This is a genomic window from Mycobacterium sp. (assembly GCF_036490025.1).
Classification (GTDB): Bacteria; Actinomycetota; Actinomycetes; order Mycobacteriales; family Mycobacteriaceae; genus Mycobacterium.
Genome location: NZ_DASXEP010000150.1, coordinates 1 through 17,136 on the forward strand (window position 1 = coordinate 1; position 17,136 = coordinate 17,136).

A 17,136-nucleotide genomic window follows, 5' to 3' on the forward strand; every position below is an offset into this window, starting at 1 on the left:
CTGACCGCTCTTCACTCGCCGTCGGCCGATAGGAAACGACCGCGGAACCCACATCAACGTCGACTGCATCCCGCACTGATAACTCCACGCCGTTAAACGGCGGCGCAAATCAGCGTGCCACGTCAAGAAGCTGTCTGTGGCGAAACGGCCAATGATGGCCCGCCCAAATAGCTAGGCCCACTAACCAGATTCTCATTTGGGTGGCGGATCCGCCACTTGTCCGCCACTAAAATGAGAAGTCCGCCAAGTCGGATGAGAACCTACAACCACCCATACCGTCTAGCGCGCCATGTTGGTGAACCGCGAAAGGTGCAGCTGGTGTGCGACGGTCACCGTTTTCGTCGGGCCGTTACGGTGCTTGGCCAGAATCAAGTCCGCCTCACCACCGCGCGGGTCGTCACGTTCGAAGGCATCCGGTCGGTTCAGCAGGATGACCATGTCCGCATCCTGCTCTAAACTGTTGTGGGCTGAAATGCCTTGTGCCACAAAGTTATTCGTGCCTGGAACCGTTCCGTCGTATACATCATGTTCGCCGATACGGGTGATCTCGACGACCTTGTCCCAAAATACATCGCTGGTGGCAAGATCGTGGAGCGTTCGGCCTTGAAGAAGCGCTGCTACCCGGTGCAACCGTCGACGCCCTGGGGCGTGCGTCCACGTAGTCGACCCTTCTAATCGTATGCTTGCTGCCATAGCGAACTCGCGGGTCGACATCCGCTGCGACGATAGGGCCCGTTCGACCCGATTCCAAATCTCGCGGGGCACCGTGTCTGCACCTGGACGTCGCACCCGCGTAGTCAGTTCCTCCACGACCGTCTGTGCTGCTCTGCTACGTGCGCCATGCACGCCGACTTTGGTCAAGAAAGCAACCTGATTCTCTGCCCGGTCAATCCAGAGATGCCAGCAGTCACGGTACGCCGCCTTGCGCATCCTTGTAATCCGACTATTTACACCGACACGCAGAAGAAGCTGCTGCACGTCGTCGGCTAGGCGCCGGCTCGTCGACGCATAGTAGATCCGCGCGCCACCAAACTTTTTGTCCCAGCGCACCGAACCATCGGTTGCCCACAAGTGCCGCAAGAACAAGGCCACCTGATCGTTTGGCAATGCGAAAACTGCTTGCGGCACAAACTTTTCATAGCTCCGCAGCCCAAACAGTCCGAGCTCGTCGAGCCATGCGGCAATCGGATTACGCCGACCATGCGTCAACCGATACGGCGCCGGCAGCCGCAGCGTCGTGACCCGTGCGGCTGCGTAGTCGTCGCGCACCGCCGTCACGCCGAAGTATGCCGCCGAAACGGTCACCGCAGCCAGGTTCGCTTCATCCACCGAGGCATACCGAATCGGCTGCCTCTTGACACACGACCCGTCACCGATCATGTGCGCCAGCAGAATCACCTCGGACTCCGCCATCCGCTGGGTATCTACGGGTGCGGGAACGCTGCGCGGCACGGCAAGGCGATCGCCAACCGTCAACTGTTCCAGTGGCATCCAGCCGTCCAGCGTCATAAACGGATGGTTTCCGGTGGCCTCGACCTCACGTCCCGACGCCAGCCGAAGCCGGAATACTTCCTTGCGGCCGCTGGGAAAGACGTTCGTCATGGGACGAGCCACCATCCGCAGCTGCTCGTCCAGCGACCACACCAGGGGCCGCTCACCCGAGTGCATCAGCTCGCCGAACGTCACTTCGGCACCGGTGTCGGCCCGCAAGATGCGGGTATTCGCGGTAAGACATCCCGATTCACGCAGGTCCGATAGCATCGGCTTCTTGTCGGTGCGCTGCTCTGGGCCACGGTTGAGCTGGCTGATCGCCACCACCGGGACTTCCAGCTCCTTAGCCAAAAGCTTTAAGTGGCGCGAGAATTCGGACACCTCGATCTGCCGCGACTCGACCTTCTTGCCGGACGTCATCAGCTGCAAGTAGTCCACGACGACCAGGCGCAGATCTGCCCGCTGCTTGAGCCGCCGCGCCTTGGCGCGGACCTCCATCATCGTCAGGTTCGGCGAGTCGTCGATATACAGTGGCGCTTCGCTGATTTCGCTCATCCGCCGCGCCAGCCGCGTCCAGTCGTCGTCGCTCATCCGGCCCGAACGCATATCGCCCAGCTTGATTTTGGCTTCGGCGGACAGCAGCCGCATCACGATCTCGGACTTGCTCATTTCCAGCGAGAAGATGACGCTGGCCATCCGGTGCTTGATCGAGCACGACCGCATGAAATCCAGCCCGAGCGTGCTTTTCCCCACCCCAGGCCTGGCCGCGACGATGATCATCTGACCCGCATGCAGGCCATTGGTCACCTCGTCGAGTTCGGTGAACCCCGTCGGCACCCCACGAGCGATGCCGCCGTTGGAGGCGATGGCGTCGATCTCATCCATCGTCGGCTGCAACAGGTCTTCCAATGGAACGAAGTCTTCGGAGAGCCGCCGCTCGGTGACCTCATACATCTCGGCCTGGGCCCGGTCGACGACCTCGGCGACATCGGCGCCCTCCGCACCGGCGTAGCCGTACTGCACCACCCGGGTCCCGGCTTCCACCAGCCGGCGCAGCAGCGCCTTCTCGGCGACAATCTCCGCGTAGTAGCCCGCGTTGGCCGCCGTCGGCACCGTGGAGATCAAGGTGTGCACATACGGCGCCCCGCCGATGCGGCGCAGCAGCCCGCGGCGGTCCAACTCGGCGGCCACCGTCACCGCGTCGGCCGGCTCTCCGCGCCCGTACAGATCCAGGATGGCGTCGTAGATGTTCTGGTGCGCCGGCCGGTAGAAGTCGCTGGGCCGCAGCTTTTCCAGCACATCGGCGATCGCGTCCTTGCTCAACAGCATGCCGCCGAGCACCGACTGCTCGGCCGCGAGGTCTTGCGGCGGTTGACGGCCATAGTCTTCGCTTGGCGCGTCCGTGCCCGGGCGTCCTAGATCGTCAACGACCGCCACTAGACACCCGCCTCCTCCCACCCAACGTTCGAACGTACATTCGACATCAGTGGTTAGACGCTAGGCCATACCACCGACACCGCGCGACTCAGCCCGACCGCCCGCGCCCCCCGCCAAATCGGGGGGCCCCGGCGCATCGTCGGCCCTCGCCCTCGTGACCGACTCGTCCCGCAGTCGGCGGGATTCCCACCGCGGGTCGCGTTGTCGGACTTCGAACGCCGGCGTCACCTCACGACGGGTCGACGTTAAAGGTTGCTGGCGAGGACGCCAAACGGGGTTGTTCATAGACCTGTGCATCGTGTGTGCATATCCGTCCGCGCCCGTGTTGAGGGGTTGTGGAGAACTTGTGGAGCAATCTGCGCCGTTGCGGCATCGCTGCAGATAAGCGCACCACACCCCTGCACCTTTGGTGTGGATGGGAATCTCTTCGGCGTGTCGGCCCGGGTTGCCACTTCGGGCGTGTTGTGTTTCACCGAGTGATTAACGGCGTTAACGGACGGTAACGTTCGCTACCGATTGCCGACGACGATGAGTTCGCTGTGCAACCAGCAATACCCCCCGGGGGCAGCGATTCGAGCTGCCGCCGGGGGTTACTAGGTATCGGCTTTTAGGCGTCGGCGACGACGTCGAGCGCGACTTTGACGTCGACTTCGGGATGCACATGCAGCGTGACCGGGTGGCTGCCGACGGCCTTGATGTGCCCCTTGGGCAACCGGACGACCCGCTTGTCGAGGTTGGGTCCACCGGCCTTGCGGATCGCGGTGACGACGGCACTGGGGGTCACCGAGCCGAACAGCTTGCCCGAGTCACCGGCGGTCTTCACCGCCAGCGCAACCGCGCCCAGGCCCTCGATCGCGGCCTTGATTTCGTTGGCGTGCTCGAGGTCGCGCACCTGCTTACCCTCGCGGGCACGACGGATGTCGTCCGCCTGCTTCTGGGCGCCGCGCGAGGCGACGATCGCCAGGCCGCGCGGAAGCAGGAAGTTACGGCCATAGCCGTCCTTGACCTCGACGGATTCGCCAACGGAACCGAGGTGGTCGACGTCGGCGGTCAAAATGAGCTTCATTGTTTCGCTAATTCCGTTCTGCGTGACGCGGTCAGCGCGTCGAGGAGGTGAAGGGCAGCAACGCCACCTCGCGGGCATTCTTGACCGCGATCGCGACGTCGCGCTGGTGCTGGACACAGTTGCCCGTCACCCGGCGGGCGCGGATCTTGCCACGCTCGCTGATGTACGTGCGCAGCAGCTGGGTGTCCTTGTAGTCGATGTCCTGGCCCTTTTTGGAGCAGAACACGCACTTGCGAGCCTTGATCGGCTTTTCCGGCGCCGGGCGCCGCTTGGTGGACTTTGCCATTCTCTGTCGTCTCTTTCGTTCTGTCGTTGAAAAGTTGTTAGAAGGGGGGCTCGTCGTCGCCGCCGCCGAACGACCCCGATGCCGGGGCGCTGCCCCACGGGTCGTCGCCTGTCGCGGCGGCGGCCCCGCCCTGGGCCGCCGGCTGACGGGATCCCCCGCCGCCACCGAAGCCGCCACCACCGCCGCCGCTGCGGCTGGCCTTGTTCACCTTGGCGGTGGCGTAACGCAGTGACGGGCCGATCTCGTCGACCTCGAGCTCGACCACGGTGCGCTTCTCACCCTCGCGGGTTTCGAACGAACGCTGCTTGAGCCGGCCGCTGACGATCACCCGCGAGCCGCGGGTCAGGCTCTCGGCCACGTTCTCGGCCGCCTCCCGCCAGATGCTGCAGCGCAGGAACAGCGCTTCGCCGTCCTTCCACTCGTTGGTCTGACGGTCGAAAATACGCGGCGTCGACGCGACCGTGAAGTTCGCGACGGCCGCGCCCGACGGCGTGAACCGCAGTTCGGGGTCGGCGGTCAAGTTTCCGATGACTGTGATGACGGTGTCACCAGCCACAATGATCTCCTAGTCCTCGTGGCATGCCGTGAATCGGCGGTTGGTGGTCACGAGCATGCCGTCGCAGAGAGCCTACGCAACGACCACGACGCGTCGCGGTCATTCGTCAACAGGCCTGCCCTCGTGCTGTGCTTGACTGCCCGACTTCTCCTCATCGCGCTGCGCGCTCTGCATCGTCGTCGGCAGTGCTCGATTGACCGACTCCTCCTCATCGCGCTGCGCGCTCTGCATCGTCGTCGGTCAGTGCTTGTCGGTGCGCATCACCTTGGTGCGCAGCACCGACTCGTTCAGGCTGAGCTGACGGTCGAGCTCGGACACCGTGGCGGGGGCGGCCTTCAGGTCGATCACCGCATAGATGCCCTCGGCGTGCTTGGCGATCTCGTAGGCGAGCCGGCGCTTGCCCCAGATGTCGACCTTCTCCACGGTGCCGCCGTCCTTGCGGACGACATTGAGAAAGGTCTCCAACGACGGAGCTACGGTGCGCTCGTCGAGAGTGGGGTCGAGGATGACCATTATTTCGTATGGACGCATGGGAACCTCATCACCTCCTATGGTCATGTGCGGCCACGGTGTCCCCGTGGCAGGAGGGTCGCCTGCGTCGGCAACCGTCACAGGCTACCGGACGGCGGCTGAGCTTGCGAAATCGTGCATCGCCGCGACGCCGGGCGCGACGGTCCGCCGTAGTCCGGCCGGGCGCAGCCACCCAGGCAGCCGGGCCGGCGGCGCATCGGCGGCGCGATCGAACACCCCGCCCGCTGGATCGTCCACCCGGCCACCCCAGCGGACCAGATCTTCCTCCGGCCGGTAGATCTGCCGGATCACCAGCGCGCACAACGCCAGCACCGCGATGTCACGCAGCAGCACCGTCGCGGTGAACCACTGCTGGGGCAGCCCGCGATCGGGCACGCTGTAGAGGTAGTACATCCGCGGCACCCATACCAGCGCGTCAATTGTCATCCACGCCAACAGGATCCGGCGGTGCGGTAATGCCAGCACCGCCAGCGGCACCAGCCACAGCGAGAACTGCGGGCTCCAGACCTTGTTGGTCAGCAGGAACGCCGCCACCACTAGCAGCGCCAGCTGCGCCACCCTCGGCCGCCGCGGAGCGGTCAGCGCGATGTAACCGATTGCTACACAACATAATACGAAAAGCACGAGCACGACCGTGTTGAGCATCTTCGGCGGCTGCCAAAGACCGAGGTCCGAATCGAAGCCCGGCCAGCCGGTGAACGATTTGACGACGTTGTACAGCGAATCCATGTCATCCCCGCGGCGGGCGTTCAACCGGAAGAACTCCGACCAGCCCCGCGGATAAAGCACCAGCACCGGCAGGTTCACCAGCAGCCAGGTCACCGCCGTCACGACCGCGGTGCGAGCCACCCCGCGCAGCCGCCCAGTCCGGATTCCCAGCACCAGCAGGGGGCCCAGCAGCAACAGCGGATAGAGCTTCGCCGCGACGCCCAGCCCGATCAGCACCCCGGCAAGCACCGGACGCCGGCGCGCCCATGCCAGCAGTCCGCCCACCGCCAAAGCCGTTGCCAGCGCATCGAAATTGGTGAAGATCTGAAAGATCACCAGCGGCGACGCCCCTACCAGCGCGGCGTCCCACACCCGCCGGCCGGCCAGGCCCGCGGTGGCCCACAGCGTCGCCAACCAGGCCAGCGCCAGCCCGAGCGCGGCGATGTCGAAGAACACCACGACTTCGGCGACGATCGGGACCGGAATCAGCTTGCTGAACGTGGTGTAGGTCTTGGCCAACGCCATCGTCCCGTACTGGTACACCCCGGTGAGGACCGGATACTCCATGTAGCGCACCGCAGGCTTGCCGTCGTAGCGGGCTTGCGGCTTGCCGGCGCCGTCCTTTTCGATCCAGCTCGACTTGTACGGAAAACGGCCCTGGCTCAACAACTCTGCGCCGTACAGTGGCACGGTGTCGGAGTAGCACAGCTCGTAATAGGCGCGCTGGTTCTGCCAGTTGGCGACGCGCTGGTCGCCCGGCCCGGTCCCGATGGTCTGCAGGCACGCCGCTTTCGTCGACCAACCCAGCGCGAGGAACACCAGCGCGATCAGGAACATCACCCGCAGCGGCGTCAGGAGTCCCGCGCGACCGATGATCGCGTGCCGGCCCACAGGACCGCCGACGACATTCGACAGCGCCGCGCCCAGAAAGTCGGTGCGGCTGGGGCAATCGCGGTCATCGGCGGAACGCAGGTCGGCGGCCAACGGCCGCGGTGAAATGTCGGCGCGATCGGACTCGGCGACGGTCACGGCGGGGGCGGCACCGGCTCAGGCGCTCCCGGCGGCGGTGCAGGCGCCTGTGGCGCGGGCGCCACAGGAACAGTCGTCGGCGGCCCGACCGGAATGGTGATGCCCGGCGCAATCTCCATCGTCGGCTGGATGACCGTCATCTGCGGTGGCTGCGGAGGCGGCGGAGGCGCGGCGGGCACCCCCGCAAATCCGCCGATCTCGGCGGGCTTGGAGAAGGACTCGGCCGAGGTGCCTTTGAGCGCGCCGTCCATCGTCGATTTCCAGATGTCCGACGGCAGACCCGAACCGTAGACCGGTGAGCCGCCCGTGGTCACCAGCGGCACATCGCCGCGCACGGTGCCCACCCACACCGCCGTCGACAGCGACGGGGTGTAGCCGACCATCCAGGCGTCCTTGTCGGCGTCGGTGTCGCCCAACTGGGTGGTGCCGGTCTTGGACGCCGACGGCCGCCCCCCGGCCAGCGCATGTCCGCGCGAATACGAGGCGATCGGCTGCATCGCCGACGTGACGTTGTCTGCGACGTCCTTGGGGATCCGCTGCTCACCGGAGTTGTCGGAGCCGGCCGTGTCGAACAGCACCTTCCCCTCGGCGTTGACTACCTTCTGCACGAAGTGCGGTCGGTGGTAGATCCCGGAGTCGGCCAGCGTGGCATAGGCCGAGGCCATGTCAAAAGCCCGGGTTTGGTACTGGCCCAACACAATTCCGTTGTTTGGTGGGCCGCCCTTGCCGTCCTCGGACAGCGTGTGCTGGACCCCCGGGAAGCTGGTCGCGATGCCCGCCTGATGCGCCGCGTCGGCCACGTCGACCGGGCCGCGCTTGAGCTTGAGCATCAGTCGGTAATAGGAGGTGTTCAGCGAACGCTTGAGCGCCTCGGCGATATTGCAGACCCCGCAGCCCTCGCCCTCGACGTTGGTGATCTTGATGCCGTTGACGGTCAGCGGTGAACTGTCCACCTGGTAGCCCAGCCCGATGCCCTGCTCGAGCGCGGCGATCAACGCGAACACCTTGAACGACGACCCGGTCTGCAGCCCCGCTTGGGCGAAGTCGAACCCGTTGGCATCCGAGCCGCCGTAGTAGGCCTTCACCGCGCCGGTGTGCGGATCGATCGAGACGACCGCGGTCCGCATGTCGGGGTTCTGCCCGTCCAAATACTTCGATACCGCGTTCTCGGCGGCCTGCTGGGCCTGCGGGTCGATGGTGGTGGTGACCTGCAACCCCTGGGTGTTCAGCGTCTGCTCGTCGATGTTGAACAGCTCGAGCAGCTCTTTGGTCACCTGTCGCTGGATCAGCCCGTTGGGCCCGGTCGTCTGGTCCTTCGCGCGGGCCTGTTCAGGCGGCACCGTCGGCGGGAACTGCTGCGCTGCGCGGTCTTTCGGTGACAGCGCGTGAATGTCCACCATCCCGTCGAGCACCCAGTTCCACCGCTCCTGGGCGCCTTCGAGGTTCACCGCAGGGTCCAGCGTCGACGGGCGCTGGATCAGCGCGGCCAGCAGCGCGCCGTCGGCCACGGTGAGCTGCTCGACGGGCTTGTCGAAGTAGGCCCGCGACGCTGCCGATATCCCGTAGGCGCCCCGGCCGAAGTAGATGATGTTGAGGTAGGCCTGCAGCACATCGTCTTTGGACCACTCCCCCGACATCTTGGTGGCGATGACGAGTTCCTTGGCTTTGCGGACCAGGCCGCCCACTCCGGCGCGCTGGGCACCCACCAACGCGTTCTTGACGTACTGCTGGGTGATCGTCGAGCCACCCTGCGTGTCACCGCCGAAGATGTTGTTCTTGATCGCCCGCGCGAATCCGGTGAACGAGAAGCCCGGGTTCGAATAGAAATTGCGGTCTTCGGCCGCGATCACCGCCTGGCGGACATGCACCGGCACCTGGTCGATGTTGACATCCACCCGATTACCTTCGGGCGGAACAATTTTCGCCAGCTCGGAGCCGTCGCTGGCCAGAATCGTCGAGACCTGGTTGGTGCGGATGTCGCCGGGCTTGGGAATGTCGACGATGAAGTAGGCCATCGCGAAGGTGACGATCGGCAGCAGCAGGATGACCACGGCGCCGACGTAGAGCGCGCGACGGACCCACCTCCAGTTGACCTGCTGCAGCCAGTCCCAGTCGAGTCGCTGCACCCAGCCCGGCAGCGCTGGCTTGCCCCGCGGCGGGCCCGGCGGAGGGCCGACCGGCGGCGGGCCACCGGCGGGCTGCTGGTGACGCCGTGGCGTCTTGGCTTCGAGTGCGGCCGTGGCCATTTCGAGCGGATCGCGCTCCGAGGGCCGGGACGTCGGCCGAGCGCCCAGCGCGGCCTTCACCGCCTCGATCGGATCGCGCAGATGATTCGGCCCGTCGTCCCGGACGGGCGGCAGGATCGTGGTCAGCCGGTCGTCGGGCGGAGCCGCGCGCCGCCGGGAAGTCGGTCGCGGCGAACCGGGCGCCTGTGTGGACCCGTCATCGCCCCCTGACCCGTACGGGGTACCAGCGGACGACTGGTCTTGCGGCCCTTCGTTATTCACTGGCCGTGCGGGCGCCGTTCCGCGCCGTCCGTGTGTTGCGCGACTTTCGCGGCGGACGCGCAGGGCGCGTCGCGCCCAGCACATAGGACTTGACCAAGTGATTCCAGCTGCAGGTTCGGCATACCTCCACCACGTGTACGGAGAACTCGTCGAACCGCGAGGCTAACAACACCAACTCTTCGGCGGTCCGCGCAGACCCGGACACCGCGCCGAGATGATCGCCGAACACCCACGACACCAGCGTCAGCTGCTCTTTGCGGCAGATAGGGCACATGACCGAGCTGACCTTGCCGTGGAACTTCGCCGCGCGCAGCAGATAGGGATTGGCATCGCACACTTCGGAGACGCCGGTCCGGCCGGAGTAGACCTCGGCCAGCAGGGAGCGACGCCGAAGCGCGTAGTCCACCACCTGTCGCTGCAATCGCACGATGACCAGAGTACGTCCGCGAGGACGCTGCCGAGAGCTAGGTCGATTACGTTTCCGGCCGACGAAGCACTCACAAACCAGTGGCGCGGCTGGCCGACGGCTGAACAGAGCGAGAACATCAGCTGGCCGACCGGAGTGGCGTCGAATATATCGGGCCGATACAATCACGCGAGACTGTTTGCCGACATAACAGCGTTGCATAAGACCGGGCAAAGGAGGTGACTCGATGCTGGAGCTCGCCATCCTGGGACTTCTGCTCGAGTCGCCGATGCATGGTTACGAACTGCGCAAACGGCTGACCGGTCTGCTCGGAGCATTCCGGGCATTCTCGTACGGATCGCTGTACCCCGCGCTGCGACGGATGCAGTCCGACGGCCTGATCGCCGAGAACGCCGCGCCGGCCGGCACGCCGGTGCGTCGGGCCCGGCGTGTGTACGAATTGACCGAAGCGGGCCGCCAGCGCTTCAGCGAGCTGGTGGCCGACACCGGCCCGTCCAACTACACCGACGACGGGTTCGGCGTGCACCTGGCATTTTTCAACCGCACGCCGGCCGAGGCGCGGATGCGCATCCTGGAGGGCCGCCGCCGCCAGGTCGAAGAACGTCGAGAGGGTCTGCGTGAAGCAATTGCGCGGGCCACCAATTCGCTGGACCGCTACACCCGGCAGTTACATCAGCTCGGGTTGGAATCCAGCGAGCGCGAAGTCAACTGGCTCAATGAGTTGATCGCGGCCGAACGTGTTGCGCAACGCAGCGCAGAGCAGGCCTAGGGCCGGATACACCACCACATCACGACACGGATACCGAGTAGAGGAGAACGCCCCATGAGTGAGCAGAACGCGCCGCAGGCGTCGGGTGCACAGTCGGACGTACGAGTCGCCATTGTCGGCGTCGGCAACTGCGCGTCCTCACTGGTCCAGGGCGTTCAGTACTACTACGACGCCGACGAGAACAGCTCCGTGCCCGGTTTGATGCACGTGAAGTTCGGCCAGTACCACGTCCGCGACGTGAAGTTCGTGGCCGCCTTCGACGTGGACGCCAAGAAGGTCGGCTTCGACCTGTCCGAGGCGATCTTCGCGTCGGAGAACAACACCATCAAGATCGCCGACGTGCCGCCGACCAACGTGACGGTGCAGCGCGGCCCCACGCTGGACGGCATCGGCAAGTACTACGCGGAGACGATCGAGATCTCCGACACCGAGGCCGTCGACGTGGTCAAGGTGCTGCGCGAGGCCAAGGTCGACGTGCTGGTGTCCTACCTGCCGGTGGGATCCGAAGAAGCCGACAAGTTCTACGCCCAGTGCGCGATCGACGCCAACGTGGCATTCGTCAACGCGCTGCCGGTGTTCATCGCATCTGACCCGGTGTGGGCCAAGAAGTTCGCCGACGCCGGTGTGCCGATCGTCGGTGACGACATCAAGAGCCAGATCGGTGCCACCATCACGCACCGGGTGATGGCCAAGCTGTTCGAGGACCGCGGTGTGCAACTCGATCGCACCATGCAGCTCAACGTCGGCGGCAACATGGACTTCCTGAACATGCTCGAGCGTGAGCGGCTGGAGTCCAAGAAGATCTCCAAGACTCAGGCCGTCACGTCGAACGTGCAGCGTGAGTTCAAGACCAAAGACGTGCACATCGGCCCGTCCGACCATGTCAGCTGGCTCGACGACCGCAAGTGGGCTTACGTCCGTCTCGAGGGGCGCGCCTTCGGTGACGTGCCGCTGAACCTGGAGTACAAGCTCGAGGTCTGGGATTCGCCGAACTCGGCCGGCGTCATCATCGACGCGGTGCGTGCGGCCAAGATCGCCAAGGACCGCGGCGTCGGCGGACCGGTTGTCTCGGCGTCGGCGTACCTGATGAAGAGCCCGCCGAAGCAGCTGCCCGACGACGTCGCGCGGACCCAGCTCGAAGAATTCATCAGCGAGGGCTGACATTCCCTTCCAACGTCGAGTTGTCGGGCCGCGTCTCGGCTGACTCGCCCAACAACTCGACGTTCGGGCAGGTCTCGTAGTGTCGAGATTCATGACCGACATTTCCGACGACGAGCTGGCCGGCCTGTCCGAATTCGGGCTGCTGCCCGAGAACGCCGAGCAGGCCGGCGTCAGCGGTCCGCTACCCGAGGTGCGCCGCGTCGAGGCGGGCGGCATCAGTGCGCTGCAGTGGGGCGAGTCGTCGCCCCGCGTGGTGTTCTTCCACGGCGGCGGGCAGAACGCGCACACCTGGGACACCGTGATCGTGGGTTTGGGCGTGTCGGCGCTGGCGGTCGACCTGCCCGGCCACGGGCATTCGGCCTGGCGCGAAGACGGCGACTACTCGCCGCAGAACAACGCGGCCGCCGTCGCGCCGGTGATCAATGACCTTGCCCCAGACGCCCCGCTGGTGGTCGGCATGTCGCTGGGCGGATTGACCGCGATCGGGCTGGGCGCCATTGCGCCGCAACTGGTCCGCGAACTCGTGCTGGTCGACGTCACCCCGTCAGCATTGCGTCGCTACGCAGAACTGACCACCGAACAGCAGGGCACGGTCGCGCTGGTGGCCGGTGAGCGAAACTTCCTCAGCTTCGACTCGATCCTGGCGGTGACTACCGCCGCGGCACCGCACCGCGACCGGAAATCGTTGCGGCGCGGCGTGTTTCACAACTCCCAGCGACTTGACGACGGGACCTGGACCTGGCGTTACGACAGTATCCGCAAGATTCCCGACTTCGACAGCTTGTGGGACGACTTCGCCGGCCTGCCGGCGCCGGTCACGCTGGTGCGCGGCGGGAAATCGGGCTTCGTCACCGACCAGGACGCCGACGAATTGGCCAGGCGCGCACAGCAATTCCGGGGCCTGCAGATCGTGCAGAACTCGGGTCACTCCGTGCAGAGCGATCAGCCCCTGGTGTTGACCGAGATCCTGCGAGGGGTCCTCGGCGGCAGCTGAGCCGGGTTGGCGTTACTCGGGCCAGGTGTTGCCCAAGATGACGACACCGGCGACGCGCTCGGCCGCGGTGCTGGACATCTGCAAATACCGACATGAGCACACCGGCAACCCCCGCCTACCGTGGAGGGCATGACTTCTTCCGCCCAGCCGATCCGCATCGGCGTCCAGCTGCAGCCCCAGCACTCCCCGAACTACAGCCACCTGCGTGACGCCGTCCGGCGATGCGAAGACATCGGCGTCGACGTCGCCTTCAACTGGGACCACTTCTTCCCGCTGTACGGCGACCCTGACGGCGCGCATTTCGAATGCTGGACCATGCTCGGCGCCTGGGCCGAGCAGACCTCGCGGATCCAGATCGGCGCCCTGGTGACCTGCAACTCCTACCGCAACCCGGAGCTGCTGGCCGACATGGCCCGCACCGTCGACCACATCTCCGACGGCCGGCTGATTCTGGGCATCGGCTCGGGCTGGAAGGAAAAGGACTACGACGAGTACGGCTACGAATTCGGCACCGCCGGCGGCCGGCTCGACGACCTGGCCGCCGCGCTGCCGCGGATCAAATCCCGGCTGGCCAAGCTCAACCCCGCGCCCACCCGCGACATCCCGCTGCTGATCGGCGGGAAGGGCCCGAAGAAGACGCTGCGACTGGTCGCCGAGCACGGCGACATCTGGCACGGCTTCACCACCGTCGACAGCTACCCGCAGGCCGCGGCCGTGTTGGCCGAGCACTGTGCGGCGGTCGGGCGCGATCCCGACGCCATCGAACGCTCAGCCGGGGTCAACGCGGGCAACGGCGGGCTGATCGCCGGCGCGCAAGGCCTGGCGGCACTCGGCGTGACGCTGCTGACCGTCGGGGTCAACGGACCGGACTACGACCTGAGCGACGCCGAGGCGCTGTGCCGGTGGCGTGACACGGCATGACGGCCGGCGCGTCAAAGCTGGCCGCGCTGCTCGCCACGATCCTGCTGACCTGCACTCTGCTACCGGCGCCGCCGGCCGCGGCTGACACCAACCTATGCAAGCCGTCGGGAAAAGACGGCGCCATCGCCCTGCCGAGGAAGCTGGCTACCGCCAACCGGCCCCAGGAGGACAAGTACACGACCGCCGACGTCGAGCCGCTCAGCTCGGTGAACCTCGACAAGCTGGGTTTGCGCACACCCGGGTCGCTGATCGTCGGCACCATGCCGGGGGGTCCCCCGACCAGCTGCCTGAACAGCGCGGGGCGCTACACCGGTTATGACAACGAGTTGCTGCGAGCGATTGCCGCGAAACTCGGGCTGCAGGTCGTCTTCGTCGGCACCGACTTCTCCGGCCTGCTCGCCCAGGTCGGGGCGCGGCGCTTCGACGTCGGTTCGTCGTCGATCATGGCCACCGAAGCACGCCGTCGCACAGTCGGTTTCACCAACGGCTACGACTTCGGTTACTTGTCGCTGATCGTGCCGTCCGGTTCGCCGATCGGCAGCTTCGATGAGCTGGGCAGCGGACAGCGGATCGGCGTGGTTCAAGGCACTGTCGAAGAGGCCTATGTCGTCGACGCGCTGCATCTCGAGCCGGTGAAGTTCCCGGACTTCACCACCGTGTACACCAGCGTGAAGACCCATCAGATCGATGCCTGGGTGGCCCCGGCGATGGAGGCGACCAATGTGATGCGGCCCGGCGACACCGCCGCCGTCGCCGCCTACACATTCGGGCTGGGCAACTACGTGGCGTACGCGGTGGCAAAAGACAACCGACCGCTCATCGCGGCGTTGAACGCCGGCCTGGACGCCGTGATCGCCGACGGCACCTGGTCGCAGCTGTACACCGACTGGGTTCCGCGGCCGCTGCCACGCGGATGGAAACCGGGATCGAAATCGGCGCTGACACCGCACCTGCCGGACTTCGCGGCGATCGCCGAGCACAATCACCGAACGCTCGACGAGGTTCCGCCACCGAAGAGCATCCTCGCTCAGCTACGGGAGTCGTTCTTCGACTGGGATTTGTACAAGCAGGCCGTCCCCGCGATGGTGACGACGGGTCTGCCGAACACGCTGATCTTGACCGTCAGCTCCGGCCTGATCGGGTTGATCGTCGGCATGGCACTTGCGGTTGCCGGTATCGCGCAGGCCCGCTGGTTGCGCTGGCCGGCGCGGGTCTACACCGATATTTTCCGTGGGCTGCCCGAAGTGGTGATCATCTTGCTGATCGGCCTCGGCGTCGGCCCGATCGTGGGCGGGTTGACCAATAGCAATCCGTATCCGCTGGGCATCGCCGCGCTGGGTCTGACGGCGGCGGCGTACGTGGGCGAGATTTTCCGGTCCGGCATCCAAAGCGTCGAGCCTGGGCAGCTGGACGCCGCGCGCGCCCTGGGGCTGAGTTACCAGACCGCGATGCGGCTGGTCGTGCTACCGCAGGGCATCCGCAGGGTGCTGCCCGCGCTAGTCAACCAGTTCATCGCGTTGCTGAAGGCCTCCGCGCTGGTGTACTTCCTGGGCCTGATCGCCGGTCAGCGTGAGCTGTTCCAAGTCGGCCGTGACCTCAACGCGCAGACCGGCAGCCTTTCGCCGCTGGTGGCGGCCGGGGTGTTCTACCTGATTCTGACCATCCCGCTGACCCACCTGGTCAACGTCGTCGACAACCGGCTTCGGCACGGCCGATCCGCGGGTGAACCGGCGGATCCGCTGGACCGCATCGCCTCGGCCACCACCCAGGGGATGACGTGACCGGCCGCGGTGTGCAAACGAAGTCGGTGTCGTTGGCGGGCAACGGAATTCACTTGTCGTTCGGCCGAAATGCGGTGCTGCGCGGTGTCGACATCAGCGCGCCCGCCGGTAACACGGTGGCGGTGATCGGGCCGTCGGGCTCCGGCAAGTCGACCTTGCTGCGGGTGTTGAACCGGTTGCAGGAGCCCGACAGCGGCGACATCCTGCTCGACGGACAGTCGGTCTTGACCGACGACCCGAATGCGGTGCGCCAGCGGATCGGCATGGTGTTTCAACATTTCAACCTTTTCCCGCACCGCAGCGTCCTCGACAACGTCGTATTGGCGCCGCGCAAGCTCAAGCGCCTGCCCGGCGACGCGGCCCGTGAGTTGGGACTGGCCCAGCTGGACCGGGTGGGCATGAAACACAAGGCCGACAGCCGTCCCGGCGCCCTGTCGGGCGGCCAACAGCAACGAGTGGCGATCGCCCGGGCGCTGGCGATGACACCGCAGGTGATGCTTTTCGACGAAGCCACCTCGGCGCTGGACCCCGAACTGGTCAAGGGAATCCTGGCGCTGATCGCGGACCTGGGCTCCGACGGCATGACGATGGTGGTAGTCACGCACGAAATGGCTTTTGCCAAGTCCACCTCCGACGCCGTGGTCTTCATGGATCACGGCCAGGTCGTGGAAACCGGGCCCCCTGAGCAGATATTCGAGGCAGCAACAACCGAGCGACTGCAGCGCTTCTTGTCGCAGGTCCTGTGAGCAGAACCCAATCCTGGGCCTCGGAACTGCCGACAGGTTAGACTGTCGAACTATGGCGGAACGCGAAGCCACCGTGCCGGAGCTCACCGAGCTGGCGGAGGGGCTTCACCGCACGCTGTCAAAGCTGTTCGCCATACTGCGTCGCGGTGATCCGAGCGCCGCCGCCGCGATTGGCAGCGACCTCACCCTGGCCCAACTATCCATTCTGGTCACCTTGCTCGACCGGGGCCCGATCCGGATGACCGACCTGGCCGCACACGAGCGTGTTCGCACGCCCACCACGACGGTGGCGATCCGCCGGCTGGAGAAGATCGGCCTGGTGAAGCGCTCGCGCGACCCGTCGGACCTGCGTGCCGTGCTGGTCGACATCACCCCGCGCGGCCTGGCCGTTCACCGGGAGTCGCTGACCAATCGGATCGCCGCTTTGGCCACCCTGCTGAGCCACCTCAGCGAGCCCGACCAGGAGGCGCTGACCAAGGCGCTGGCGCCGCTGGAGCGGTTGGCGGCCAGCGAGTCGGCGGCCAGCCCGGCCGCTGCCCAGACCAACGGTGACCAGACCTCGTAGAACCCTCCTGTCCTCAGGTTGCCAGGGCGACCCGCTGCGCCCGGCTCCGCCGCGCTTGCGATCGGCTCAGGTTGCCAGGGCGACCCGCTGCGCCCGGCTCCGCCGCGCTTGCGATCGGCTCAGGTTGCCAGGGCGACCCGCTGCGCCCGGCTCCGCCGCGC

At 66.0% G+C, this 17,136-nt stretch carries 15 protein-coding genes; 7 read left to right on the forward strand and 8 right to left on the reverse strand.

Annotated elements, in window-relative coordinates; translation table 11 throughout:
* Positions 1-279: 279 nt before the first annotated feature.
* The 8 genes from VGG53_RS17035 to VGG53_RS17070 form a co-directional block, all read right to left on the reverse strand.
* Entirely contained in the window at positions 280-2,928 is a 2,649-nt protein-coding gene (locus tag VGG53_RS17035) for a replicative DNA helicase (RefSeq protein WP_331519251.1), read from the reverse strand.
* Between the two features lie 607 nt (positions 2,929-3,535).
* On the reverse strand, positions 3,536-3,994 hold the full coding sequence (gene rplI / locus VGG53_RS17040) for a 50S ribosomal protein L9 (protein ID WP_331519252.1): 459 nt from the start codon (positions 3,992-3,994) through the stop codon (positions 3,536-3,538).
* Between the two features lie 31 nt (positions 3,995-4,025).
* A complete protein-coding gene (rpsR, locus tag VGG53_RS17045) occupies positions 4,026-4,280 on the reverse strand; it encodes a 30S ribosomal protein S18 (protein ID WP_325686246.1) in 255 nt (84 codons plus the stop codon).
* A gap of 37 nt (positions 4,281-4,317) precedes the next feature.
* Positions 4,318-4,836 (reverse strand): single-stranded DNA-binding protein, encoded by a 519-nt coding sequence (locus VGG53_RS17050; RefSeq protein WP_331519253.1) that lies wholly within the window; start codon positions 4,834-4,836, stop codon positions 4,318-4,320.
* A gap of 240 nt (positions 4,837-5,076) precedes the next feature.
* On the reverse strand, positions 5,077-5,367 hold the full coding sequence (gene rpsF, locus VGG53_RS17055) for a 30S ribosomal protein S6 (protein WP_331519254.1): 291 nt from the start codon (positions 5,365-5,367) through the stop codon (positions 5,077-5,079).
* An 84-nt stretch (positions 5,368-5,451) separates the two neighbouring features.
* The gene (locus tag VGG53_RS17060) at positions 5,452-7,104 is read right to left on the reverse strand and encodes a glycosyltransferase family 87 protein (RefSeq protein WP_331519255.1); all 1,653 of its coding nucleotides are present in this window, start codon (positions 7,102-7,104) and stop codon (positions 5,452-5,454) included.
* The gene (locus VGG53_RS17065; protein WP_331519256.1) at positions 7,101-9,611 is read right to left on the reverse strand and encodes a transglycosylase domain-containing protein; all 2,511 of its coding nucleotides are present in this window, start codon (positions 9,609-9,611) and stop codon (positions 7,101-7,103) included. The genes VGG53_RS17060 and VGG53_RS17065 overlap by 4 nt, the downstream gene beginning before the upstream one ends.
* A complete protein-coding gene (locus tag VGG53_RS17070; protein ID WP_331519257.1) occupies positions 9,604-10,038 on the reverse strand; it encodes a DUF5318 family protein in 435 nt (144 codons plus the stop codon). The genes VGG53_RS17065 and VGG53_RS17070 overlap by 8 nt, the downstream gene beginning before the upstream one ends.
* A 226-nt stretch (positions 10,039-10,264) precedes the next feature.
* On the opposite strand from VGG53_RS17070, the gene VGG53_RS17075 reads away from it, so the two are divergent.
* The 7 genes from VGG53_RS17075 to VGG53_RS17105 all read left to right on the forward strand — a co-directional run bounded on the left by VGG53_RS17075 (position 10,265) and on the right by VGG53_RS17105 (position 16,975).
* Positions 10,265-10,807, forward strand: coding sequence for a PadR family transcriptional regulator (locus VGG53_RS17075; RefSeq protein WP_331519258.1), 543 nt, complete (start codon positions 10,265-10,267; stop codon positions 10,805-10,807).
* 54 nt (positions 10,808-10,861) lie between these two features.
* A complete protein-coding gene (locus tag VGG53_RS17080; RefSeq protein ID WP_331519259.1) occupies positions 10,862-11,968 on the forward strand; it encodes an inositol-3-phosphate synthase in 1,107 nt (368 codons plus the stop codon).
* A gap of 91 nt (positions 11,969-12,059) precedes the next feature.
* Positions 12,060-12,962 carry an alpha/beta hydrolase gene (locus VGG53_RS17085; RefSeq protein WP_331519260.1) on the forward strand — a complete coding sequence of 301 codons (903 nt, stop codon included), beginning with the start codon at positions 12,060-12,062 and terminating at the stop codon, positions 12,960-12,962.
* 129 nt (positions 12,963-13,091) lie between these two features.
* Positions 13,092-13,883 carry an LLM class F420-dependent oxidoreductase gene (locus tag VGG53_RS17090; RefSeq protein WP_331519261.1) on the forward strand — a complete coding sequence of 264 codons (792 nt, stop codon included), beginning with the start codon at positions 13,092-13,094 and terminating at the stop codon, positions 13,881-13,883.
* Positions 13,880-15,664, forward strand: coding sequence for an ABC transporter substrate-binding protein/permease (locus tag VGG53_RS17095; RefSeq protein ID WP_331519262.1), 1,785 nt, complete (start codon positions 13,880-13,882; stop codon positions 15,662-15,664). Before VGG53_RS17090 ends, VGG53_RS17095 begins: the two co-directional genes overlap by 4 nt.
* Positions 15,661-16,410: an amino acid ABC transporter ATP-binding protein gene (locus tag VGG53_RS17100; RefSeq protein ID WP_331519263.1), complete on the forward strand. Its 750-nt coding sequence runs from the start codon at positions 15,661-15,663 to the stop codon at positions 16,408-16,410. The genes VGG53_RS17095 and VGG53_RS17100 overlap by 4 nt, the downstream gene beginning before the upstream one ends.
* Positions 16,411-16,462: 52 nt before the next feature.
* Positions 16,463-16,975, forward strand: coding sequence for a MarR family winged helix-turn-helix transcriptional regulator (locus VGG53_RS17105; protein ID WP_331519264.1), 513 nt, complete (start codon positions 16,463-16,465; stop codon positions 16,973-16,975).
* The last annotated feature ends 161 nt before the right edge of the window (positions 16,976-17,136 follow it).